This is a genomic window from Marinoscillum sp. HNIBRBA16962 (genome assembly GCF_057801515.1).
Window position 1 is genome coordinate 533,678 of the sequence record NZ_CM173603.1, and the last position, 22,653, is coordinate 556,330.

Here is a 22,653-nt window from a genome sequence, read left to right on the forward strand (position 1 = left end):
CAGCTGGAAATGGGCTTTTATAGTCCACCCCCTTTTATCCCCCGCCAGCGGGGGAGATCAATTGTTGACTTGCTGCCTATAAACAAAAGGAGAGATAACAGATCGGAGACGGAGGGACCACCTGAATTCTTTCGTCTTATGCCTCAAATCTCTCGTCTCTTTTACTAATCTCAAAATGAAATCAGCCCATTAATAGCAACTTATAAAGAATTCATTATCTTTGTGCTCCATATTTTTAAGACATGCCAGCTCACCGCTACAGTAAATATTTTCCAGCGTTATTCCTTTTTGCGGATTTAGTCTGCTTAAACCTGGGGATCTTTGCGGCAAACTATGAACGTTTTGGCGCTTTTCTTTACACCAATGAAAGCTACCTGACCCTTCAGATCGTTCTGAATGCTGTCTGGGTGCTGATCTTTTTTTCTACAAAGCTTCATGAGATAAGCAGGGAATTCAGGCTGATAGATCACCTGAATAAGGTGCTTACCGGATTGGTGATTAATCTGTCTGTAGTTTTTGCCTTATGGTTTATTGCCAAGCCGTTTTATTACTCACGACAGCACCTCTTCGTCACCTACCTCGTCTTTACCCTTTTACTGGTTTTCTGGCGAAGTATCTGGCATTACTTCATTCGCTACTACAGGGCCAAAGGATATAACCTCCGCAATGTGGTCATCGTGGGCTACGGGGACCTTGCGTTGGAGTTGGAAACCTATTTCAGGAAAAATCCCGGAATCGGCTATAATGTCCTTGGATACTTTGATAATCAAGAAGAGGAGGTTAAAGGAAGGTATTTGGGTTCGGTTAAGGAGATAAAGTCCTTTGTAAAGGAAAATACCGTAGATGTTATTTTTTGTTGCCTGCCCAGGCTTTATGATAAAGAGATCAAAAAGCTTATAGATTTTGCTGAGAATAATCTCATCAAGATCAAGATTATGTCTCAGTTTAGCCGCCTGGGCAACAGGAATCTGACCATTCAGCGGTATGGCGATATCCCTATTATAAATGTAAGCGCTATTCCGCTAGACAGCCGGGCAAATCAGGTGGTAAAACGTATTTTTGATGTTATTTTTTCTTCACTGGTGATCCTTTTCATTTTTTCCTGGTTGATTCCCATTATTGCTCTGCTTATCCGGTTAGAATCAAAAGGTCCCATTTTCTTTAAGCAGTACAGAAATGGCCGGGATAATCACCCGTTCCTCTGTTGGAAGTTCAGGACCATGGTGGTTAATAAAGATGCCGATACAAAGCAGGCTACCAAAAATGACCCCAGGGTGACCAAAATAGGAGCGATACTGCGTAAAACCAGTATTGATGAGCTCCCACAGTTTATAAATGTATTTCTTGGTCATATGTCTGTAGTAGGGCCGAGACCTCATCCGATTAAGTTGAATGAGGAATTCCAGCCTAAGATTGATCGATTTATCCAGCGGCACGCTGTAAAACCCGGGATTACAGGCCTGGCTCAGGCCAAAGGGTTTAGGGGAGAAACATCCATTTTTTCAGATATGAGTGGAAGAGTGCGTCTGGACCGCTTCTATGTGAAAAACTGGTCATTGATCCTGGATTTTAAGATCATCCTCCTCACCATCGTGACGATCCTCCGGGGTAGCGAGAATGCATATTGATTTGGCTCCCGAGGCCTTACGGTTCGGGACGGCTGTTAGCTGTTGGCCTTTGGCTTTGACGCGTGCTGAGCCAATAACCACTAAAGCGAAGAAACACCAATCTGCCAACGGATTATCAAGCAAAACCTCCAACTTACCAATTCACTAAAATCACCGATGCCTTGCCTATCTTACTTCTAATAATCCTGAAGCCGTTGCTTTACTATCCACATAAATAGGCTAAATTTGAACTGCATGGTAAATTAATTACCCCGTTTATCGGCCAGCTTATCTACGTAAATAAGGCATTAGGCGAAATAATGATATTGTAACTGAAAATATTCATAATTTCGTATGTGTTAAAAAGCTGATAAATGTATTTGATTATCGCCATTGTCGCATCCTTCCTGGTAACATTCATTTTGTTGCCGATCATTATTAAAGTGAGCAATTCCATTGATTTGCTGGATGCCCCCGACCGTCGTAAGATCCACAGTATAGGCACCCCTTCACTGGGTGGTGTTGCTATCTTTTCGGGCTTTATCCTGGCTACGCTGATAGCCATTCCGTTGATAGACCTGGTACAGCTGAAATTTATTCTGGCAGGGGCGCTGATCATTTTTATCCTCGGGGTGCGGGACGATATATCCAGCCTTCAGGCCAGACACAAGCTTTTCACTCAGATTTTTGCGGCCTTTCTTGTGGTGGTTTTTGCGGATCTGCGATTGACCGGGTTTTATGGAGTGCTGGGCATTTACGATATGCCAACGTGGTTTAACATCACTTTTTCAGTCTTTGTTTTGGTGGCCATGACCAATGCTTTTAACCTGATCGATGGAATAGACGGGCTGGCAGGAACTGTGGGAATATTTATCCTTACTTTCTTTGGCTGGACATTCTTAGCTTCAGGGCAGTTACCTTATGCTATCCTATGCGTGTCGCTGGTGGGAGCCCTCATAGCATTCCTTTATTTTAACTGGAATCCATCTCAGGTTTTTATGGGTGATACCGGATCCATGGTTTTGGGCTTTACCGCTACGACCATAGCCATACAGTTTATCAATCACGCAGACGGAGTTCGCCTGTTTTCATTTTTAGATGTAAACGCACCGGTAGCTATAGCTGTGGCATTGCTTATAGTGCCTATTTACGATACACTTCGGGTGTTTGCCATTCGCTTTATGAAGGGCCGAAACCCGCTTGACCCCGACAGAAATCACCTGCATCACGGTTTGCTTCGACTCGGCATGTCTCACGCCCAGGCGACCATTACCCTGCTTTCATTTAACGTCTCAATGGTCCTGGTGACGCTCTACCTCAACCAATACCTCCTCAATGGAGAGCTGTTATTGGTGGTCTTTGGTGTAACGATAGTCGTCTGTTCGGTATTGGATGTTCTGCTGCTGCAGAAAAAATACACTCATAAAACTGCCAGGGTGGTGGAAAGAAAGGACGTTTACTTCCCGAAATCTGCTTAAGAGTCATTCTCTTTATTATTTTTGCGCCCTACATAGATTCTTATGAAGGAAAAAATAGCGGCGTATATTGATGATATCAAAGCTGCCTCCGCAGCTACTCAGGATGAGCTGGAGCAATTTCGGCTGAGGTTCATCAGTAAGAAAGGTGTGTTAACTGATCTTTTTGACGAGTTTAAAAAAGTGCCCAATGAGCAGAAAAGAGAGTTGGGAGCTGAGCTGAATGTCCTGAAACAGACCGCACAGGAGAAATTCAAAGCGTTGATCGAGGAGGTCAATGCGAAGACGAGCTCGGCAAAAAGGGAATCCATCGATGTAACACTGCCCGGAGTGGATGAGAGCGGTTCTATACATCCACTTTCCAGGACCAAAAATCGTATCATTCAGATCTTTGAGCGGCAGGGGTTCAATGTAGAGGAGGGCCCTGAGATAGAAGATGACTGGCACAATTTCACGGCGCTTAACTTTCCGGAAAACCACCCGGCCCGCGAGATGCAGGATACCTATTTCATCAAAAAAGATCCTGATATCCTTCTTCGTACCCATACCTCTAATGTGCAGATCAGGCTGATGGAAAGGGCTAAGCCACCATTCAGGTCGATTATGCCCGGGCGAGTATACCGCAATGAGGCCATTTCAGCCAGAGCGCATTGTTTTTTCAATCAGGTGGAAGGACTTTATGTGGACAAAAATGTGGGTTTCAAAGACCTGAAACAGACCCTCTATCACTTCGCCAAAGAGATGTTCGGGCAGGATACAAAGATCCGTTTTCGGCCTTCTTTTTTCCCTTTTACCGAGCCGAGCGCTGAGATAGACATTAGCTGCTTTATCTGTAAGGGAGAAGGCTGTAAGATCTGTAAGTATTCCGGATGGGTAGAAATTGGCGGGTCTGGCATGGTGGACCCGAATGTCCTGGCCAGCTGTGATATTGATCCCGCGGAGTATAGCGGTTTTGCTTTTGGTATGGGGATAGAGCGCATTACCATGCTCAAATATCAGATAGATGATATCCGGTTGTTTTCAGAGAATGATCTTCGTTTTTTAAAGCAATTCTGAGGTTGACTCAGACAACAAGCTTCCCGCCCTAAAACAGGAGAGGAGTCGTTTGCGTTTATGATTGGCAGTGACTTCTTATCTGATTTCAAGTGATTATAATTTTCGCAATGCATGCTGCTCCCCTCGTAGGGGAGCTGTCCGCAGGACTGAGGGGTTTGCCTGGTACACCTACACCGAGTGGCTACGGTGCATAAAAAAAAGAGGAGGGTTTTTTCACCTGGCAAGGGGAGCTCCCACCAGCTGGCGGGTGAGGGGCCCATCCTTTTGTTTAGTGGTATGATTGGTAGTTACTGCTATCTGAATTCAGGTGATTATAATTTTCGCAATGCATGCTGCTCCCCTCGTAGGGGAGCTGTCCGCAGGACTGAGGGGTTTGCCTGGTACACCTACACCGGTGGCTACGGTGCATAAAAAAAAAGGAAGGTTTTTCACCTGGCAAGGGGAGCTCCCACCAGCTGGCGGGTGATGGGCCCATCCTTTTGTTTAGTGGTATGATTGGTAGTTACTGCTATCTGAATTCAGGTGATTATAATTTAAAACGTGCACGGCTCCCCCTTACCAAAGGGGGTTGGGGGGTTGTTTTCCTTGTGGCGGACTGAACTATGAGTGACTGACAAGAAGCGCTGGCCCATAGATTCTCCCCTATGAGTGACAGACTATCCCAATCAGTGATGTCCATGGCTTACATATATTGACAAGGCCAGACCTCATCCCCAGCCCTTGACTAGCTGTCCGCGACTAGCCGTCCGCCTCCTACAGGAGAAGGGAGCCTCTGATTATCAGTTCTTTTCTGTCATTATGAGGATTCCGGAGGTTACCACCCCCAGCCCCTAAGCCGGGCGCCCCTCCTAAAACAGGGCCCTAAAACAGGAGGGGAGTCGTTTGCGTTTATGGTTGGTAGTTATACTGTTATCTGAATTCAGGTGATTATAATTTAAAACGTGCACGGCTCCCCCTTACCAAAGGGGGTTGGGGGGTTGTTTTCCTTGTGGCGGACTGAACTATGAGTGACTGACAAGAAGCGCTGGCCCATAGATTCTCCCCTATGAGTGACAGACTATCCCAATCAGTGATGTCGGCTTACATATATTGACAAGGCCAGACCTCATCCCCAGCCCTTCTCCTGCAGGAGAAGGGAGCCTCTGATTTCTGGTTTTTTCTGTTATTATGAAGGCCAGGTGGGGAGTTACTTAGCTTATGATTGGTAGTTAATTCTATAATTAAAGGTCAATTACAACAATGCTGCAATGATCTTTTCCTCGGTCATTCCTTCGGCTTCAGCTTTGAAATTGCGGACGATGCGATGACGAAGAATAGGAGTAACAATATCTTTCACGTCCTCAATATCAGGCGAGTATTTACCTTTCAGAAGCGCATTGCATTTTGAGGCCAGCACCAGAAACTGACTGGCTCTGGGACCTGCTCCCCACTCCAAAAACTCTTTGCTTTCATCAGCTCCGCGCTCGCCTTCAGGCCGGGTTTTGTGAACCAGGTTGACGATATATTCAAAGACATTGTCCGGAACGGGTACCTTTTTGACCAGCTTCTGGAATTTCAGGATCTCATCTTTGCTTAATACTTTATTGATCTCATTATCTTCACCCGAGGTGGTTTGCTTAACAATATCCAGCTCTTCGGCCAGGGAAGGGTATTCCAGCTTGATCATAAACATAAAACGGTCGAGCTGGGCTTCAGGCAGCGGATAAGTTCCTTCCTGCTCTATGGGGTTTTGGGTGGCGAGCACAAAGAATGGCTTATCTAAAACATAATTTTTACCACCGGTGGTTACGGCCCCCTCCTGCATGGCCTCCAGTAAGGCAGACTGGGTCTTGGGAGGAGTTCTGTTGATCTCATCGGCCAGGATCACATTGGAGAAGATGGGGCCTTTTATGAATCGAAAATTACGGTCCTGGTCCAGGGTTTCAGCTCCTATAACATCTGACGGCATCAGGTCAGGCGTAAACTGGATCCGGTTAAAGTTTAGCCCCAATGCATTGGAGATGGTTTGAACCAGTAAAGTTTTTGCCAGCCCGGGAACCCCCACTAACAGGGAATGGCCGCCGCAGAAGATAGAAATGATCAGTAGCCTGATCACCTCCTTTTGGCCGATTACCGTTTTCCCTATTTCGTTTTCAAGGTTTGTGTAAGCTTTATGTAGTTCGTTTGCTGCTTCTACTTCATTTTCTAGTTCTGCCATATGCAATAGTCTCTTAAGTTATTGTTCCAGAAGGTTGCAATAATTATACTCCGGGTCTACTTCTATATATACGTTTTCCCTGGCCTCTGCAAACCAATCTGAAAGGATCTTGTTCTTTTTATTGTTTAAAGCCGCACTGGCAATCTTTTGATAATCATCTTTCAGGTTGGCCTGATGCGGTGCAATCCTTTTTTTGAAATACAGGATCCTAAAAGCATCACTTCCGTCCTGCTGCTGAAACTTCTCGGGTTTGGTGATGTTTCCCACAGTCATGGTGTCTAACGTAAAAAAGATCGTTGGGTCCAGCTGGTCCACAGATACCCGGTTAGAGCCGTTGTTATCGAGGAAAAACCCACCATTGGACGAGGTATTTTTGTCATCCGAATACTCTTTGGCTGCCTCCTCAAAGTCAATGCTGTCGTTAATAATAGCAGTTCGCAAGCTATCCAGATACCGTTCCGTTTTCTCTATGTCTTCTTGCGAGGGCTCGGGGGAGATCAGAATGTGACGGGTCTTAAAGGTATTTCCTCTCTTCTGCTGGAGCTCGATCAGGTGATAACCAAATTGCGTTTCTATAGGGTTGGATAATTCACCTTCCTCCAACGTCATCGCAGTGGCTTCAAACTCCGGCGCCAGATCTCCTCGCTTATAAAAAGGAAGCTCACCACCTCTTGCCGCAGATCCCGGGTCTTCCGAATACTGTCTGGCCAGGTCCGCAAAGGAGGCTCCACTCAGAATTTGTCCCCGGAGCTGATACATAAGTTTTTTGACTGCTTCTTTTTGCTTTTTGCCTGGCTTGGGTTGCTTCACGATCTGTCCCACTACCACTTCAGTGGAGAAATAAGGCAATGAATCCTGAGGGATCTTGTTGAAAAATTTCTTCACTTCGGCTGGGGAAACTTTTAAACCGGAAGTGATCTCCTGCTGCATTCTCTGGATGACCATCTGCTCTTTGATGCTTTCAAAGAGCTCATCCTCCAGCTGCTCCACAGTTTTGCCATAGTACTGCTCTATCTCTTCCTGAGAACCGATCTGAGAGATCATGTACTCCATCCGCTGGCTCAGGTTAGCCTGTACTTCTGCGTCAGAAACAATCACTGAGTCAATTTCAGCTTTAGCCACTAACATTTTGTTAACAACCAGTTGCTCCAGTATCTGGCATTTGGCATTGCTTCCGCGAAACTCCCCTCTTGACAGATAATCCAGATAGGCTTTTTCCAGATCGGATTTCAGGACAATATAATTATCCACTTTCGCGATGATTTTGTCTACGACCACTCCTTCGGACTGACCAGATCCCAAAAAGGGGATGACAGCCAAAAGGCTAATCGCGATATATCTTGAAAACATCGTTTGCTTTTGCTTCCTCATATATTTTTTCTTCAAGCTCCTTCTTCAGTGCAATTTTTCGTTTGTTGATTATAATATTTTCTATGTCTTCTCTGATAAATTCCAACGGTGAAACTTCATCTGAGATTTTATAGTCGAAGATTTTTAAAAAATAAATGTAATCTTCGTCAGAGGTTTCAGAAAACGTATTCTGTCTCAGAAACTGCGTTTTATTTTGTATGTCTTGAAGCGGAGTGCCTAAAATAACCTCATCAAAGATAATCCAGGTGGTGTCTTCCAGGTAAGATTTGATAGCAAACTGGCTTATGTAGGTTTTCAGGTCTTCTATGTTGCTATCAGGGTATGCTCTGAAATTTCTCCTGAATTGATTCAGATTTGGGGCGTTTTTGGGTACCTGGGCAAAAATACTTTTCATGATATTTTGGCGTAGCAGAAAGTTATCGGACTTTTCCTCGTAGTATTTTACAATTGCCGAGTCACTCACCTGCCTGTTCAGGTTTTCTTCAATGTACTTTTTCTCAAATGCATGTACGATCAGGGCATATCGGTAGTTCAGTACTTTTCGCTCGATCTCTGCTTCATTAAAATCCACTTCCTGTGTAGACCTGGAGATCATAAGCTGCTTCTTGATCCAGTCTTCCACATATTTCTCAGCAAGCTTGGTGCTATCTGCATCAGATACATTTTCAGGAAACAGGCCATCCAGGTCTGAAGGATACAGGAGCTGGTCCATTGCACCCGCGACGGGTTGTTCCGTGATGACCTCCTTGGGCTTGAAAAACTCACAGCTGATGCATAAACTGATCAGCAGAATCCATCCAGTCCTCATTTTGTTAGCTTTTTTGTCAACCTGCAAATATTGTAATTCTTCTCGGTAGAGAACTCTATTTTGTCCATTATTCTTTTGACAAGCATCAGACCCATGCCTCCTTTTCGTTTGGAGGCAATGATTTCGTCCATTGTAGGCTCAGAATAAGTACGGATATCAAAACTTATGCCTTTGTCCTTGATAATAAAAATCACCTTATCTGTAGGGTGAAGGTCCACAAGCACATCGATCTTTTTAGTCGGATTGCACTGGTTTGAGTGAATGATCAGGTTGGCGCATATTTCGTCCACTGCAAGAACGAGCTTGTGCGCCTCAATTTCTTTCAGGTGATTTTGCTCCAGCACTTCTGCTACAAAATGCCTGATCTTGACGAGGTTTGATTTATTACATGATATCGTGAGACTATATTTCATCTAACTGCTTGATGGCCTCTTCTTTGTTTGTTGTGATATTCATCAAATGTTGTAGCCCCAGGATATCAAAGACTTCCCGGACTTTCTCCTGTAGCCCAAAAAGAACAAGCTTTATGTTTTCTTTTTTCAGATCCTCCAGATAGGAGATAAAAACACCTAATCCTGCAGAGGATATATATTCAAGCTGATTCAGATCCACGATGATCTTCTTGTAATTTTCAGCAGCCTCTTTCAGTGCATTATCAAGTTCAATAGAGGAGCTCGCATCGATCTCTCCCTCTACTGAAATGATCTGACATTCTTGTTCTTCTTGTGTTGTAATATTTACCATATCCTTACTTGAACCTGACGATGGTCAGCGTATAGTCATCGTCCAGTTTATTTCCATTTAAAAATCTAATAAGATCGTCAATCAAACCTTCTTTTATCTTTTCTATCGGTTGGTTTATGTGTTTGAGCAGCGAGGTTTCCAGTCCCTCAGATCCATATTGTTGGTTGTCGTGATTTTTGGCTTCAGTTATGCCATCTGTGTAGAGAACCAACAAGTCTCCAGGCGTGTAGGTCAGCGTAGATTCTACAACGTATTGATCATACTCTGAGTTTCTTATTATTCCTAATCCAAGTCCGTCACTTTCCAGGTAGCAGGTTTTCTTTTCTTCCACAGAGTAATATAAAGCCGGACAATGACCTGCACGCGAGTAGCTGAGCTGTTTTTCTCTGGTATCTATTTGAAAGTAGAATGCAGTAATGAAAGACGTCTTCTCCAGACACCTTGCCATGGCTGCATTGGCTTGCATGATAAACTTCTGCGGACTACTTTTCTTCACCTGGGCAAGGCTGTGAAAAATGCCCCGCATCTGGGCCATGTTAAAGGCTGCCGAAGTTCCTTTACCTGAAACATCCCCAATGATCAGGTTGTAAATTCCTGAAACGGGCTCCAGAATATCATAATAATCACCTCCTACCTCGTCTGCTGCCATACTGTATGCGGTGATGTCAAAGGAGCTATTGTTTTTCAGCTCGGATGGTAGAAGGCTTTTCTGGACGCTTTTGGCAATTTTGAGCTGCTCTTTGTAACGCTCGTTCTCAATGGCTTCCTGGATCAGCATGAAGTTTTCAAGAGAGATGCTCGCCTGATTGACAAAAGTCGTAATGATTTCTACCATTTCGCGATTAAAAGCATCTGCCACTTCCTGCAAAAGGACCAGCGTCCCCACCTGTTTGCCTTTGACCATAATGGGCAGGGCTATTATGCTTCTGAAGTCGGGGTGATTGATGGAGCCAATGACTTTGCTGGATGAAAAGTCACCTTTAAACTGATAAAAGAGTATGTCTTTCAGGAGATCCTGCTTTACTACTCCTTTGATATCTTCTACCGTAGCTTCACGAATTCCCCGGGTGATCAGGGAAGGATGGTCGTTTTTGATCTCGAGCCAGGCGGCGTCAGCAAAGACCGCGCTCATAGAACTGTCCAGTAACAGGTCATAAGTTTGCTCTGCACTTTGACCGGAGGGAATAGACTGACTAAGCTTTTGGAAATCTATAGCCTCCTGAAGCTTTCGCTCAAAAACGGAGGAGGTGGGCAGGTTGAACAATGTAACCAGTATGGAAATGCCTGCATAAAGGAATATGAAAATAAAGATGGCAACTATAAATACCCGGTCGAGCAGATCAATGGTGAGAACCTCAGTTTGTGAAAAGGTGATGAGGTTGAGCATGAAGTGGTAGATATAGATCCCCGAAAGAAGGATGAAAAGGATACTTTTCCATTTCTGCTTGAAGTTGAGGTAAGCGATCCATTTCAGGTTAAAAGAGAGGATCAGCGCCATGCCGCCAAGAAAGATGAGTGCCGTATTGAAATTGACACTCATGAACCTGTTTCCAATGAAGTCAAAAGCCAGGCTACCCAATAAGCTATATTCAAAAAAGCCCCAGAGCTGAATGAGATTCTTCGACTTCTGATACAGGATCAGCCGCTTCCATACGACGAAGGTGGAGATGAGGTAGATTGTGACAAGGCCGATCAGGATGTGATAAAGCAGGTTGATCGTGAGCGGGTTTTCACTGATTGCGGAGTTGCCAAACACATAAAAGAACAACCGAATGATCAGTGAGCCGATTGTCGTTACCAAACCCGTAATAAACACCCTCCAAAGCAGATCTATGAAATTGATGCTATCTGCTTTGGTGATAACATACCGGTAATAGAATAAAGTGGATACGATAAAAGCCGTAAGAAAGACCTGGGGAAGTATCTCCGATAGGTTTACATTTAGCTCATACCGCTCAACAAATAGGAGGTAAAGATCAAAAAACGTGAAGAGCAACCACGAAAGGAGACCTGCCAGAAAACTGAGCCTTATTTTGAGTTTATTCGATAGCATTTAGGTGGTACAAAAATAGGGGGGTGTCCACTAATAAAAAAGCCCTCTATTGGATGTAGAGGGCTTTTCGATATTATTAACGCTTTTTAACGTCTGCTGTAGTTTGGAGCTTCTCTGGTTATGGTGATGTCATGAGGGTGGCTCTCTGCTACTCCGGCTGCTGATATTTTGACAAATTTGGCATTGTGCAGGTCTTCAATCGTTCCTGCACCACAATAGCCCATGCCAGCCCGCAAACCGCCAGTGAGCTGATAAAGTACTTCCGAAACCATACCTTTATAGGGTACGCGTCCCACGATTCCTTCAGGGACCAGTTTTTTGATGTCGTCCTCCGCATCCTGGAAATATCGATCTTTCGAGCCTTCTTCCATGGCTTCTACTGAGCCCATGCCTCTGTAGGTCTTAAATTTCCTGCCTTCATAAATGATCATTTCCCCCGGGGCCTCTTCTGTTCCCGCCAGCAGTGAGCCGATCATTACGCTGCTGGCGCCTCCGGCCAAAGCTTTTACCACATCTCCCGAGAACCTGATGCCCCCGTCGGCGATAATTGGTACCTGACCTTTCACAGCCTGTGCAGATTCATAAACTGCGGATAGCTGAGGCACACCTACTCCGGCTACTACACGGGTGGTACAGATACTTCCCGGGCCTACACCTACCTTGATAGCATCTGCTCCGGCCTCCATGAGGGCCTCAGCGGCTTCTCGTGTAGCGATGTTTCCTACCACCAGCTCCAGGTCAGGGAATTCTTTTTTCACCCGTTTGGCAGCATCTATCACTCCCCTGGAGTGCCCGTGAGCCGTATCTATACTAACCACATCAACCCCGGCATTGATCAAAGCTATAATGCGATCATGAAGGTCCGGTGTGACACCCACAGCTGCCCCTACCCTCAGACGACCAAATTCATCTTTACAGGCATTTGGCCGGTCTTTATTTTTCAAAATGTCTTTATAAGTGATTAAGCCGGTAAGTTTTCCGGACTTATCTACGATTGGTAGTTTTTCGATCTTGTACTCCTGCAGGATCTCTTCAGCTTCTTTCAGGCCAACTTCCACCTCAGCGGTGATGAGGTTTTCTTTGGTCATGATCTCGATGATGGGGCGCTTCATGTTTTTTTGAAAGCGCAAATCCCTGTTGGTAATGATCCCGATCAGCTTTTTGTCTTTATTCACGACGGGAATCCCCCCAATCTTGTTTTCACGCATGATCTTCTCTGCATCACCGGCCACACTGTCATCGTTCAGCGTGATGGGGTCCAGGATCATTCCGCTTTGCGATCGCTTCACCTTTCGTACCTGGGCTGCCTGTTTATCAACCGGCATGTTTTTATGGATAAACCCTATGCCTCCTTCCAAAGCCATGGCAATAGCCAGGCCGGCTTCCGTCACTGTGTCCATTGCGGCGGACACAAGTGGAATATTCAGCTTAATATTGCGCGTGATTTTAGAAGATGTATCGGTATCTCGTGGAAGTACTTCAGAAAAACCGGGGAGCAGAAGCACATCATCATAGGTGAGCGCTTCAAAGAGAAATTTGTTATCGAGATTCATGCAAATAACATTTATTATTATTTGCCGTGCAAAATTAGCTAGTTACACGAGATTCTGAAACTTAATTGAAGATTTAATTTATAGCTGAATGCAGGATTTTTTTTCTACCCTACTGGAGCAAGCTTCAAATACCTCCTGGCTGGAAGGAATTGCAGTAATTTTTGGTTTATTAAGTGTTTGGTACTCCAAACAAGAGGATATTCTGGTTTATCCAACCGGGATTGTAAGTGTCGTTATTGCTGTATACATCACCCTTACCTCAAAGCTATATGCAGAAGCCGGTATCAATACGTATTATTTCATAATGAGCGTGTATGGCTGGTACTACTGGACTCATGCGGACCCAAACAGGCCTCAGGTTCCCGTGACCAGGTCTTCATTGCGGGAGCATTTGATTGCAGCCGGAATAACTGTGGGGTCATTTTTTTTGATCCGGTTTGGGCTGGACTATACGGACAGTGATGTACCCAACCTGGATGCAATTACCACTGCTACTGCGATTACCGGGATGTGGCTTATGGCCAAAAAGAAGTTAGAAAACTGGATCTACTGGATATTAACGGACCTGATTGCTACTCCGCTATATTTTTACAAGGAGCTTTACTTTTTCAGCTTTCAGTTTTTAGTGTTTACGATTCTGGCAACCTGGGGGTATTTCTCCTGGAGGAGATCATTGTTAGAAGAGGCTGATGGCTAAGAGTCCAGTTTTTCAAACCTTTTCATAACCAACTCAAATCGGGCCTCCTGAAGTTTACGATCAGATTCCATTGCTTTTAAAATGGAATTGATCTTTTCATCAGACTTTTGGAATCTTTCCTCCATTTTCTGATCACTTTTTCGGAATCGCTCTTCCATTTTCTTGTCATTTTTCTCAAGCCTTTCCTCCATTTTATGAAACTTCAGATCGTTTTTCTGAAACTGCTCTTCCATTTTCTGAAACCTAAGGTCACTTTTTCGGAACCTCTCTTCCATTTTCTTGTCATTTTTCTCAAGCCTTTCCTCCATTTTTTGAAATCTCAGATCAATCTTCTTTTCCTGAGCTTTCAAAAATTCATGGTTCTTGTCAAATTTTTCGTCATGGTCGTCCAGTTTTCGTAGTAGGCCATTCACTACTTTGCTGTTTTCCAGGAGATATTCTTTAAAAACCTTCATTTCTTCATGGAAACTATCGACAGCTTTTAAAGTGTTACTCAATTGTTCTTCAAGTTGGTTTACTCTCATCCTCAGATTGCCTTTATTGTCCATGTGTATCAAAAATAATATAGTTTTGGCGTTTTTTAGCCTTTATGACCAAACGAATAGCCATCATTGGGCCAGAGTCTACCGGGAAAAGTGAATTGTGTCAGCATCTGGCAAGGATATATGATACGGAATGGGTACCCGAATACGCCCGATTTTACCTGGACCGGCTAGGGCGACCCTATGAGAAAGATGACCTGCTGGAAATAGCGAAGGGTCAAATGGCCTGGGAAGATGATAAAGCCGGGTACGCAGGAGAGTACCTTTTTTGTGATACCAACCTGATCGTGATGAAGGTCTGGAGTGATCACAAGTACGGTGAGACACATCCCTGGATTTTGAACGAGTTGGAAAAACGGTCTTATGATTTTTACCTTCTGGGCAATACAGACCTCATCTGGAGACCGGACCCGCAGCGAGAACACCCAAAGCTGCGTAAACACTTTTTTGATATCTATGAAAATTACCTGAAAGATCATGACCTTCCCTACGGAATTGTATCAGGCATTGAAGAGGATAGAGTGCATTGTGCAAAAGCGTTAATCGAAGGTTTTTTTAAAGACTGAGCAGGAACAATAAGTTTTCTTCTATGTTTGTATTTCAAAGGGGTGCCCTTCCCTGGCAAGTGAATGAGTCAGGGGTGAATTCGGGCTGAGATCATACCCATAAACCTGATCCGGGTAATGCCGGCGTAGGGACCTTAGAGGAACGAGTATGATAACCAGGTAGGGGAGTTCCCCGCTTCCCATATGGTTAAATAGTTAATTGTTCAATTTTATGAAAACGTTAATTGCGGCTATCGTCGCATTGCTACCTATATGGGCTTATGCGCAGTATGAAGTAAGCGGTAAGGTTATTGACCAGGCTGGCGCTCCCTTACCGGCAGCCAATGTCCTTCTGGAAAACACTCGTTTTGCAACAGCAGCGGATAACGAGGGCAATTTTTCTTTAAAGAAGGTACCTGAAGGGAATTATACACTCAAAGTTTCTTATGTGGGTTACAAAACACATGCACAGGAAATCAAGGTATCTATTGACTTGAATTTATCCATTTCGCTTGAAGAGAGTGTAATAAGAGGAGAGGAGGTAATTGTTTATGCGACGCGGGCAAATGAAAAAACACCTACCACCTTCTCGAATATTTCTAATAAAGAGATAGAAGAACGGAATTTAGGCCAGGATATGCCATTTGTGCTTAGGTATACTCCTTCTATGGTGGTTACCTCTGATGCTGGCAATGGTGTAGGCTATACCGGAATGCGAATCAGAGGGAGTGATCCTACCCGGATCAATGTGACTGTAAATGGTATCCCGCTAAATGATTCTGAATCTCATGGAGTTTTTTGGGTTAACATGCCAGATTTTGCTTCATCGGTAAATAATATACAGATACAGAGGGGAGTAGGAACATCCACTAATGGTGCTGCGGCTTTTGGGGCTACAGTTAATTTGCAGACAGACATGCCTTCTCAGGAATCATTTGCCCGACTGGATAACAGCTATGGCTCGTTTAACACCAGAAAACACACTGTAGAATATAATACAGGTCTTATCAATAACCGCTGGTCATTTGAAGGAAGACTATCCCGATTAAAATCAGACGGCTACATTGACAGGTCCTCATCTGATCTCAAGTCTTACTACCTGGCAGGAGGCTATTATGGCGAGAACACAACTATCAAAGTACTGACCTTTGCCGGCAAGGAAGTAACCTATCAATCCTGGTGGGGTACCCCTGAGTCCCGATTGGAAAATGATATGGAAGGTATGCAAGAGGTTATTGCTAATAATGGCTATACGGAAGAGCAGGCTGAAAACCTATTAAATTCCGGCAGGACTTTCAATTATTACCTTTATGAAAATGAAGTGGATAACTATCAGCAGGATCATTACCAGCTTCATTTCAATCATACATTCAACTCCAGCTTCAATATCAATGCCGCCTTGCATTATACATATGGGCGAGGATATTATGAGCAGTACAGGAATGATGACGAGTTTGCTGATTATAATCTTCCGGATGTGACTATTGGAGACAGTACCATCACTTCAACTGATTTGATACGTAGGAGATGGCTTGATAATGACTTTTACGGAATGACGTTTTCAGCCAATTACTCACAAGCCAAGTGGAATCTTACATTAGGAGGTGCCTGGAATAATTATGAAGGAGATCATTTTGGAGAAATCATCTGGGCTCAATATGCAAGTACCAGTGAAATCAGGGAGCGCTATTACGATAATGTGGGTGAGAAGAAGGATTTCAACGTCTATCTAAAAGGAAATTACCAGCTTACCAGTGGGCTTAATCTATTTGCTGATGCTCAGCTGAGAACCATTGATTATCATACGGTGGGTATAGATAATGATCAGCGAATGATAGATGTCGGTGATGAATATGTTTTTTTCAATCCCAAAGCCGGATTGACTTATTCACTGGAGCAGAACAGTAATTTATATGCTTCATTTGCTGTAGGGCATCGTGAGCCGGTTCGGAATGACTTTATTGATGCACCAAACGGAGAAGTGCCAAAGGCAGAGACATTACGTAACCTGGAAGTGGGTTATCGCACACGGTCTTCAGATTATTCGTTTTCTGCTAATTATTACCTGATGGATTATTTGAATCAGCTTGTATTAACGGGAGAACTCAATGACGTGGGATCTTCAGTGCGGGTCAATGTGCCGGATAGCTACCGCACTGGTATAGAATTGGTTGGTGGTGTAGAAATTTTCGACAACCTGAGGTGGACCGCAAATCTGACTTTGAGTAGAAATATAATCAAAAAGTTCACAGAAGTCATTTACGATTATGGACCTGCATTTGATGAGTTTAACATTATCGAAAATGAATATGAAAATACAGATATTTCATTTTCTCCCAATGTCATCGCAGGTAGCCAGATTTCATTTTCTCCACTCAGAAATCTTGAGGTATCCTTGTTTTCTAAATATGTAGGAAAACAGTATCTGGACAATACCTCAAATGATGACAGAAGTATTGACCCTTATTTTGTAAATGATTTCAAACTGGATTACGACTTTGACATCAAGCTGCTGAAGCAAACTACTTTCTCGCTTATGGTAAACAATATATTTGACCATAAGTATGTTTCAAACGGATATACGTTTGGTTACAGAGGGGGAGATTACGTGGTTAGGGAAAATTATTACTACCCACAGGCGGGTATTAATTTTCTGGCATCACTATCTCTGAAGTTTTAGCAAATTAAAGCTGCCTCGTTTCGGGGCAGCTTTAATTATACTGATAATTTGCAGCAAGTAGTCTGTATTGATTCAGGATACTTCTGACAGCATATTTCACGTCTTTACTGAAATATGTACGGTTATCAAAAAGCCCACTGGCATATCCTTGCCAGATCACCCCGTGACTTTTACGGTCAATGAAGTCGATCAAAAGAGTCCCCTCCTTCAGATCTATCTTCTTTTCATCATACTTGGCCTCTTTGATATACTCCAGGTTCTTTTCGTTCTCGGCTCGCTCACTGTACAGGTTGTCCCAGCTTTCAAGGTCCAGCTGCTCATACCCTCTGAATTTCATGTCACTTGAAAAGACTTTGTAAGCAACATAAAGTGATGGGTTTTTCTCCTTGTACCGATAGCCCTGTGATTGCATGCGCCTTTCAATTTCCTTTTTGATCAGCTGATCACTCAGCCCGTTAAAGTTTACCGTATCCCCGGAGCTCAAAAAACCAAAGGATTCGTACTTTTTAAATTTTCCCCGGTAACTGTAGTCGTACTCTACCACAAAATCTCTTTCAGCCACACAGCTGAAAAGGAAAATCATTGTTCCTATTGCAAGTAAATTTTTCATCTTTTATCATTTAGGCATTATAATTTAGTCATGAATTTCCGCAAATAGAAATGTCTTCACATCATATTGTCCGTGATCAGCAAGAACCAGCTCTAATAATCGACCAATTAGAGTATTTTCCGGTCGAAGTTTTGCACGCTTTGCTCGAATGGTCCCCTACAGTCATATGCTGCGAACCTTCCATTGACATATATTCGAAGTATGGACATAAACTGGATGTGGCATTGGTTGGTTTTCAGCAGGTTGTGAAATATGAAGAAGAGCTAAAGCAACAAATGCCTGTGAGGATCATTGCTGTGGAAGAGGATCGCTTCCTTTATACCGCACTTTCTCTCCTGCATGAGAAGGGACATAAGGCAGTAAATATCATTACAGATGACATTTCCCTGTTTGAAGTGATTCGACTTTCATTACAATGGATCACCTCCTTTGATTTGGTAATCCATACGGAAAGTAAGCGACATATCCTTCAGAAAAGCCTTTTGTATAAGAAATGGCTGCCATCATTTTCAGAAATATCAGTCATGCCCTTGAAGGATCGAAGCTATTTTTCCACTAAAGGTTTTGACCTTGACCTTGAGGAGGAGTGGCTACAGGAAGGTATCGAGCTGAAAAAGAGTCGGGAAGGAGACATTTCTATCAATTGTAACAAGGCCCCTTATCTAATCAGTGAAGAGTTTCAATAAAACATCCCGATCCGTGTGACCGGGATGCTGATTCACCTGTGTGTCATTGCAATTGACCGGCAACCTCCACGAGGCTGATAAATTCGGCTCGATAGCCAAACTCATCGGCGCCTTTGGCAGACCGGGCCAGATTGATCACTTCAGAATAGGTAAGGTCATTTTTAAACTCAGAATCCCTGAGCAACATTCCAAACCCGGCAACTGAGGCCGCCCATTTGAGATTTTGGTCATTGTCAAGCCGGTCATCATTTTTCAATGGTTTTACGATGAGCTTGCTTTTTGTCCCATCAGGTTCTTTGTAGCGGAACTTCACAGTTAGCATTTCATCGGTGTTTCCGATAGTTTTTTGATTCTGGTACTTTAGCGGATCGATATCTTTTACGAAGCTGCTTTCCACCCCTGCCGGAATAATTTCATATAAGGCAGTGACGGTATGTCCGCTTCCAAGCTCACCAGCATCTTTTTTATCATCATTGAAGTCCTCATCTTTTAACATTCGGTTTTCATATCCGATCAAACGATAGGCCTGAACCACATTGGGGTTAAATTCTACCTGGATCTTTACATCCTTGGCTATGGTAAAGAGTGTGCCACCAAACTCTGTTACCAGGACCTTTTTAGCCTCCATTATATTGTCAATATAAGCATAGTTGCCGTTTCCTTTATCTGCCAGGATTTCCATCTTGGAGTCTTTATAGTTACCCATTCCAAAGCCCAGGACTGTAAGGAATACCCCTTCTTCTCTTTTTTCTTCAATCAGACGTTGCATCTCCCCGTTGCTGGAAGCACCAATATTAAAATCACCGTCAGTAGCCAGTATCACTCGGTTATTGCCTCCTTTTACAAAGTTCTCTTTGGCGGTTTTATAAGCCAGTTTGATGCCTGCTCCTCCGGCAGTTGAACCACCCGCTTGCAGGTTTTCCAGGGCATCTATGACCTTCTGCTTATTGTTGCCATCTGTAGGTGGCAGGACCAGACCGGCTGCACCTGCGTACACTACGATGGATATCTTATCCTGCGGGCGTAGCTCATTGGTTAGCATTTTTAAAGAAGACTTCAGCAAAGGCAATTTGTTGGGGCTGTTCATGGAGCCGGACACATCGAGTAAAAAAACTATGTTTGAAGGGGGTAGTTCTTCCATTTCCAGTTTTTTCCCTTGTATCCCTATTTTCACCAGGAAGTGATCTTCATTCCACGGAGCTTTCATTTTGGAAGTATGGATGGCAAATGGATGCTCATCTTTCGGTCCTTCATACTCATAGTTGAAATAATTGATCATCTCCTCGATCCGCACAGCATCCTTCGGAGGCATTTGTCCCATATTCAGAAATCTACGCATGTTGCTGTAAGAAGCTGCATCCACATCTATTGAGAAAGTAGAGAGTGGTTTGTCAGTACTGGTGTGGAAGATATTTTCTTCAATAGCATCATAAGATTCGGTGTTGAAATATGGATCGGCTTCTGCAGGAGCCGACATCATGTAACTTACTGCTCCGTTTCCAGCCTGGTCATAGCTGACGCCCGCAACGCTGCGGGACTTTTTGGCTTCTCCGTAGCCTACTACAACCACTTCCTCAAGTGATTTCACATCGGGCTTGAGTATCACATCAATTTTTCGCTTGCTCCCAACTTTGATCTCTTCAGTTTTAAAACCTACGAATGAATAAGTCAGGGTACTCTTTTCACCATTGACCTGGATTGAATATTTTCCATTGACGTCTGTAATGGCACCATTTGTGGTGGATTTTTCCATAACGGATACGCCGGGCAATGAATTGCCCTGCTCGTCATATACTGTGCCGGTTACGGTTATCACCTGCGTTTGCGCTGTTGAGATCAACAGGATTCCGAGTAATAGTATGATCTTTTGCATGTCGGTATACTTTTTGATTTGTATCCTTGAGATGGGAAACCCGTTGATTTTCCATAAAAAAGATTTAATTTTTTTAAATAGTAAGTTAAACTTCTGTTTTACAGAGAGTTAAAATTGGGTTTATTTCGGATAAATAGGGATGAGTACAGTGACCAGGAGTTGCTGGAGCACTACCGGAAATCTTCGGATAAGGAGGTTTTGGGAGTGCTGTATAATCGCTATATCCACCTGATTTACGGCCTTTGTTTGAAATACCTGAAATCACGGGAAGATGCACAGGATGCTGTGATGAGTGTTTTTGAATCATTGGCTGAAAAGCTAAAGACCCATGAGGTAACCTATTTTAAAAGCTGGCTATACATGGTATCGAAGAACCACTGCCTCATGGAGCTTCGCAAAGCTGAGAAAACTGAAAAACTCAATGGCAGTTTTATGGAAAATGAGGTGATGGTGCATCCTATAGTAGAAGAGCAAGATACGATCGATTCAGATCTGGAAGCTTTGGAGCGATGTTTAAAGGAACTGCGTGAGGATCAGCAGCGGTGTGTCCGGCTGTTTTATTTACAGCAGAAGAGCTACCGGGAAATTGTGGATCTGTGTTCGTTTAAAATGAGTAAAGTGAAAAGCTATATCCAGAATGGAAAAAGAAACCTGAAGGTCTGTCTGGAAAAACATCATGTCGAAAGATAAAAAGACATATCGTACATTATCTGAGGAGGAGATCAGAGATTATCTGGCTGGTAAAATTTCAGGCAGGAAAGCTCATGAGATAGAACGCCACCTACTCAACAGTTCCTTTGATCAGGAAGCTCTGGAAGGCTTTGAGCAAAACATCGATACTTTTCAGGATCTAAGTCACTTGCGGGAAAGAGTTATGGACAGGTCTGTACGGAAGGGAACTCCCTGGTTACGGGTGGCTGTAGCTGTTGTCCTCCTGATGGTTTCTGTGTCAGTTGTATGGTGGCTTCTGGGTACGCAAAGCGATTCGGGCAGCACTATTGCCATGAAGGAAGAGACAGTCACACCACCTCACGGACCACAAGATCAGGATGAAATCAGGCCTCCTGATGTGCCAGAGAAACAAACTGGTGAGCCATTACAAGAAAAACCAAAAGCCGAAGCCCACCCAACATTTTCAGCAAAGCCATTAGCAGATGCAACTGTTCCGCTACACCAATCTGCTGAGGAGGAATCTACTTCGGCTGAAGCTCAGGATTATATGGCAGTGGAAGGTAAGGATGAGATCATTTTCGACCTCAATGAGGAGATGCTGGACGAAGAGCTGAAGTTAAAGGCTACGGAAGCCGTGGCAACTGAAAGGTCCAAAAAAGCCGATGGGGTTGCCAAGGAACTCAATGAAGCAGAACCGGCAGCCCTCTCCATAAGAGGAGCAGCCTCTGGTGTCTCCCGATCCAGCTCCATGGGGAATCTGCAGGTTTCAGGTCAGGTGACTGATGAGGTAGGGGAGCCCCTTCCCGGAGTTAGTGTAGTGGTAAAGGGTAGCACTACCGGGGCGGTGACTGATCTCAATGGAAACTATCAATTAACCCTTCCTGATGAAAATGCGGTATTGCGATTTTCATTCATAGGAATGGAAAGCGCTGAAACTCCTGTAAACGGCAAGTCTGAAGTGAATATGGAGCTGGAGTCTGATGTGGCGGCTTTGAGTGAGGTCGTGGTAGTTGGCTATGGAGTATCAAAGAAAAAAAGTGTTACAGGAGCTGTTACGACTGTAGATACGGAAGACCTCACAAATAATTATGAAAAACCTCAACCTTCCGGAGGATTAGATGCTTTTAAATCCTACCTGGAAAATTCCCTGGTATATCCAACAGAAGCCAAAGAAAAAGAAGTTGAGGGCAAGGTAGTTTTGAAGTTAACTATTGATGTTGCTGGTGAAATAACCGATATTGAAATAAAGCGAAGTGTGGGCTATGGCTGTGATGAGGAAGCGATCCGGCTGGTAAGAGAGGGGCCTGAATGGAAGCCCGCGAAAAGAGATAACCAGGCTATTGAAAGTACGGTGAGGGTGAAGGTTAAATTTGAGTTGTAGGGTTGATTGGCTGTCAGGGAGAGACAGTCATGTAAAATTAGCCTTAGCCCTGCTTCAAGCCTGTCCCCTGACAGGCTAATAAGCATTTGAAAGACTAAAATCT

The 22,653-nt window shown here is 43.9% G+C and carries 19 protein-coding genes and 1 riboswitch; of the genes, 9 read left to right on the forward strand and 10 right to left on the reverse strand.

Translation table 11 applies throughout. The annotated features are described in order from the left end of the window. Window positions 1–242 precede the first annotated feature (242 nt). The 3 genes from AC3E9V_RS02410 (at window position 243) to pheS (ending at window position 4,138) form a co-directional block, all read left to right on the forward strand. Window positions 243–1,628 carry an undecaprenyl-phosphate glucose phosphotransferase gene (locus AC3E9V_RS02410; RefSeq protein ID WP_488751590.1) on the forward strand — a complete coding sequence of 462 codons (1,386 nt, stop codon included), beginning with the start codon at window positions 243–245 and terminating at the stop codon, window positions 1,626–1,628. A gap of 353 nt (window positions 1,629–1,981) precedes the next feature. Continuing rightward, window positions 1,982–3,085: a glycosyltransferase family 4 protein gene (locus AC3E9V_RS02415; RefSeq protein ID WP_488751591.1), complete on the forward strand. Its 1,104-nt coding sequence runs from the start codon at window positions 1,982–1,984 to the stop codon at window positions 3,083–3,085. A gap of 42 nt (window positions 3,086–3,127) precedes the next feature. Beyond that, on the forward strand, window positions 3,128–4,138 hold the full coding sequence (gene pheS / locus AC3E9V_RS02420; protein ID WP_488751592.1) for a phenylalanine--tRNA ligase subunit alpha: 1,011 nt from the start codon (window positions 3,128–3,130) through the stop codon (window positions 4,136–4,138). Window positions 4,139–5,369: 1,231 nt separating this feature from the next. Here the strand turns inward: pheS and AC3E9V_RS02425 are convergent. From AC3E9V_RS02425 to guaB, 7 genes are all read right to left on the reverse strand, one after another. Further along, window positions 5,370–6,335: an AAA family ATPase gene (locus tag AC3E9V_RS02425; RefSeq protein WP_488751593.1), complete on the reverse strand. Its 966-nt coding sequence runs from the start codon at window positions 6,333–6,335 to the stop codon at window positions 5,370–5,372. An 18-nt stretch (window positions 6,336–6,353) separates the two neighbouring features. After that, complete coding sequence (locus AC3E9V_RS02430; protein ID WP_488751594.1) at window positions 6,354–7,706, reverse strand: peptidylprolyl isomerase; 1,353 nt, start codon at window positions 7,704–7,706, stop codon at window positions 6,354–6,356. Further along, a complete protein-coding gene (locus tag AC3E9V_RS02435) occupies window positions 7,660–8,514 on the reverse strand; it encodes a peptidyl-prolyl cis-trans isomerase (protein WP_488751595.1) in 855 nt (284 codons plus the stop codon). The genes AC3E9V_RS02430 and AC3E9V_RS02435 overlap by 47 nt, the downstream gene beginning before the upstream one ends. Beyond that, complete coding sequence (locus AC3E9V_RS02440; RefSeq protein WP_488751596.1) at window positions 8,511–8,927, reverse strand: ATP-binding protein; 417 nt, start codon at window positions 8,925–8,927, stop codon at window positions 8,511–8,513. The genes AC3E9V_RS02435 and AC3E9V_RS02440 overlap by 4 nt, the downstream gene beginning before the upstream one ends. Further along, window positions 8,917–9,258: an STAS domain-containing protein gene (locus AC3E9V_RS02445; RefSeq protein WP_488751597.1), complete on the reverse strand. Its 342-nt coding sequence runs from the start codon at window positions 9,256–9,258 to the stop codon at window positions 8,917–8,919. The genes AC3E9V_RS02440 and AC3E9V_RS02445 overlap by 11 nt, the downstream gene beginning before the upstream one ends. Before the next feature lie 4 nt (window positions 9,259–9,262). Continuing rightward, on the reverse strand, window positions 9,263–11,311 hold the full coding sequence (locus AC3E9V_RS02450; protein WP_488751598.1) for a SpoIIE family protein phosphatase: 2,049 nt from the start codon (window positions 11,309–11,311) through the stop codon (window positions 9,263–9,265). 86 nt (window positions 11,312–11,397) lie between these two features. Next, window positions 11,398–12,864 (reverse strand): IMP dehydrogenase, encoded by a 1,467-nt coding sequence (guaB, locus tag AC3E9V_RS02455; RefSeq protein WP_488751599.1) that lies wholly within the window; start codon window positions 12,862–12,864, stop codon window positions 11,398–11,400. A gap of 88 nt (window positions 12,865–12,952) precedes the next feature. On the opposite strand from guaB, the gene pnuC reads away from it, so the two are divergent. Continuing rightward, entirely contained in the window at window positions 12,953–13,561 is a 609-nt protein-coding gene (gene pnuC, locus AC3E9V_RS02460) for a nicotinamide riboside transporter PnuC (RefSeq protein ID WP_488751600.1), read from the forward strand. Here the strand turns inward: pnuC and AC3E9V_RS02465 are convergent. Further along, window positions 13,558–14,085: a hypothetical protein gene (locus AC3E9V_RS02465; protein WP_488751601.1), complete on the reverse strand. Its 528-nt coding sequence runs from the start codon at window positions 14,083–14,085 to the stop codon at window positions 13,558–13,560. The genes pnuC and AC3E9V_RS02465 overlap by 4 nt on opposite strands. Before the next feature lie 65 nt (window positions 14,086–14,150). Here AC3E9V_RS02465 and AC3E9V_RS02470 point away from each other — a divergent pair, with 65 nt between their 5' ends. Both AC3E9V_RS02470 and AC3E9V_RS02475 read left to right on the forward strand, forming a co-directional pair. After that, the gene (locus tag AC3E9V_RS02470; protein ID WP_488751602.1) at window positions 14,151–14,669 is read left to right on the forward strand and encodes an AAA family ATPase; all 519 of its coding nucleotides are present in this window, start codon (window positions 14,151–14,153) and stop codon (window positions 14,667–14,669) included. A gap of 28 nt (window positions 14,670–14,697) precedes the next feature. Continuing rightward, window positions 14,698–14,820, forward strand: a riboswitch (TPP riboswitch). A gap of 60 nt (window positions 14,821–14,880) precedes the next feature. After that, the gene (locus AC3E9V_RS02475) at window positions 14,881–17,328 is read left to right on the forward strand and encodes a TonB-dependent receptor (protein WP_488751603.1); all 2,448 of its coding nucleotides are present in this window, start codon (window positions 14,881–14,883) and stop codon (window positions 17,326–17,328) included. A gap of 31 nt (window positions 17,329–17,359) precedes the next feature. Here AC3E9V_RS02475 and AC3E9V_RS02480 read toward each other — a convergent pair whose 3' ends face one another. Further along, entirely contained in the window at window positions 17,360–17,938 is a 579-nt protein-coding gene (locus tag AC3E9V_RS02480) for a DUF4136 domain-containing protein (protein WP_488751604.1), read from the reverse strand. A 50-nt stretch (window positions 17,939–17,988) separates the two neighbouring features. Between AC3E9V_RS02480 and AC3E9V_RS02485 the strand changes: the two genes are divergently transcribed. Then, window positions 17,989–18,624 (forward strand): hypothetical protein, encoded by a 636-nt coding sequence (locus tag AC3E9V_RS02485; RefSeq protein WP_488751605.1) that lies wholly within the window; start codon window positions 17,989–17,991, stop codon window positions 18,622–18,624. 43 nt (window positions 18,625–18,667) lie between these two features. On the opposite strand, the gene AC3E9V_RS02490 is transcribed toward AC3E9V_RS02485, so the two are convergent. Further along, window positions 18,668–20,497: a vWA domain-containing protein gene (locus AC3E9V_RS02490; protein ID WP_488751606.1), complete on the reverse strand. Its 1,830-nt coding sequence runs from the start codon at window positions 20,495–20,497 to the stop codon at window positions 18,668–18,670. Between the two features lie 114 nt (window positions 20,498–20,611). Between AC3E9V_RS02490 and AC3E9V_RS02495 the strand changes: the two genes are divergently transcribed. Together AC3E9V_RS02495 and AC3E9V_RS02500 are read left to right on the forward strand one after the other, a co-directional pair. Further along, window positions 20,612–21,187: an RNA polymerase sigma factor gene (locus tag AC3E9V_RS02495; protein ID WP_488751607.1), complete on the forward strand. Its 576-nt coding sequence runs from the start codon at window positions 20,612–20,614 to the stop codon at window positions 21,185–21,187. Beyond that, window positions 21,174–22,550 (forward strand): energy transducer TonB, encoded by a 1,377-nt coding sequence (locus AC3E9V_RS02500; protein WP_488751608.1) that lies wholly within the window; start codon window positions 21,174–21,176, stop codon window positions 22,548–22,550. Before AC3E9V_RS02495 ends, AC3E9V_RS02500 begins: the two co-directional genes overlap by 14 nt. Window positions 22,551–22,653: the final 103 nt, after the last annotated feature.

Coding starts and splice junctions, on each gene's coding strand:
- AC3E9V_RS02410 (WP_488751590.1), top strand. CDS start 243: ATGCCAGCTCACCGCTACAGTAAATATTTTCCAGCGTTATTCCTTTTT.
- AC3E9V_RS02490 (WP_488751606.1), bottom strand. CDS start 20,497: ATGCAAAAGATCATACTATTACTCGGAATCCTGTTGATCTCAACAGCG.
- AC3E9V_RS02480 (WP_488751604.1), bottom strand. CDS start 17,938: ATGAAAAATTTACTTGCAATAGGAACAATGATTTTCCTTTTCAGCTGT.
- AC3E9V_RS02475 (WP_488751603.1), top strand. CDS start 14,881: ATGAAAACGTTAATTGCGGCTATCGTCGCATTGCTACCTATATGGGCT.
- AC3E9V_RS02465 (WP_488751601.1), bottom strand. CDS start 14,085: ATGAGAGTAAACCAACTTGAAGAACAATTGAGTAACACTTTAAAAGCT.
- AC3E9V_RS02435 (WP_488751595.1), bottom strand. CDS start 8,514: ATGAGGACTGGATGGATTCTGCTGATCAGTTTATGCATCAGCTGTGAG.
- AC3E9V_RS02415 (WP_488751591.1), top strand. CDS start 1,982: ATGTATTTGATTATCGCCATTGTCGCATCCTTCCTGGTAACATTCATT.
- pheS (WP_488751592.1), top strand. CDS start 3,128: ATGAAGGAAAAAATAGCGGCGTATATTGATGATATCAAAGCTGCCTCC.
- AC3E9V_RS02440 (WP_488751596.1), bottom strand. CDS start 8,927: ATGAAATATAGTCTCACGATATCATGTAATAAATCAAACCTCGTCAAG.
- pnuC (WP_488751600.1), top strand. CDS start 12,953: ATGCAGGATTTTTTTTCTACCCTACTGGAGCAAGCTTCAAATACCTCC.
- AC3E9V_RS02485 (WP_488751605.1), top strand. CDS start 17,989: ATGTCTTCACATCATATTGTCCGTGATCAGCAAGAACCAGCTCTAATA.
- AC3E9V_RS02450 (WP_488751598.1), bottom strand. CDS start 11,311: ATGCTATCGAATAAACTCAAAATAAGGCTCAGTTTTCTGGCAGGTCTC.
- AC3E9V_RS02500 (WP_488751608.1), top strand. CDS start 21,174: ATGTCGAAAGATAAAAAGACATATCGTACATTATCTGAGGAGGAGATC.
- AC3E9V_RS02470 (WP_488751602.1), top strand. CDS start 14,151: ATGACCAAACGAATAGCCATCATTGGGCCAGAGTCTACCGGGAAAAGT.
- AC3E9V_RS02430 (WP_488751594.1), bottom strand. CDS start 7,706: ATGAGGAAGCAAAAGCAAACGATGTTTTCAAGATATATCGCGATTAGC.
- guaB (WP_488751599.1), bottom strand. CDS start 12,864: ATGAATCTCGATAACAAATTTCTCTTTGAAGCGCTCACCTATGATGAT.
- AC3E9V_RS02445 (WP_488751597.1), bottom strand. CDS start 9,258: ATGGTAAATATTACAACACAAGAAGAACAAGAATGTCAGATCATTTCA.
- AC3E9V_RS02425 (WP_488751593.1), bottom strand. CDS start 6,335: ATGGCAGAACTAGAAAATGAAGTAGAAGCAGCAAACGAACTACATAAA.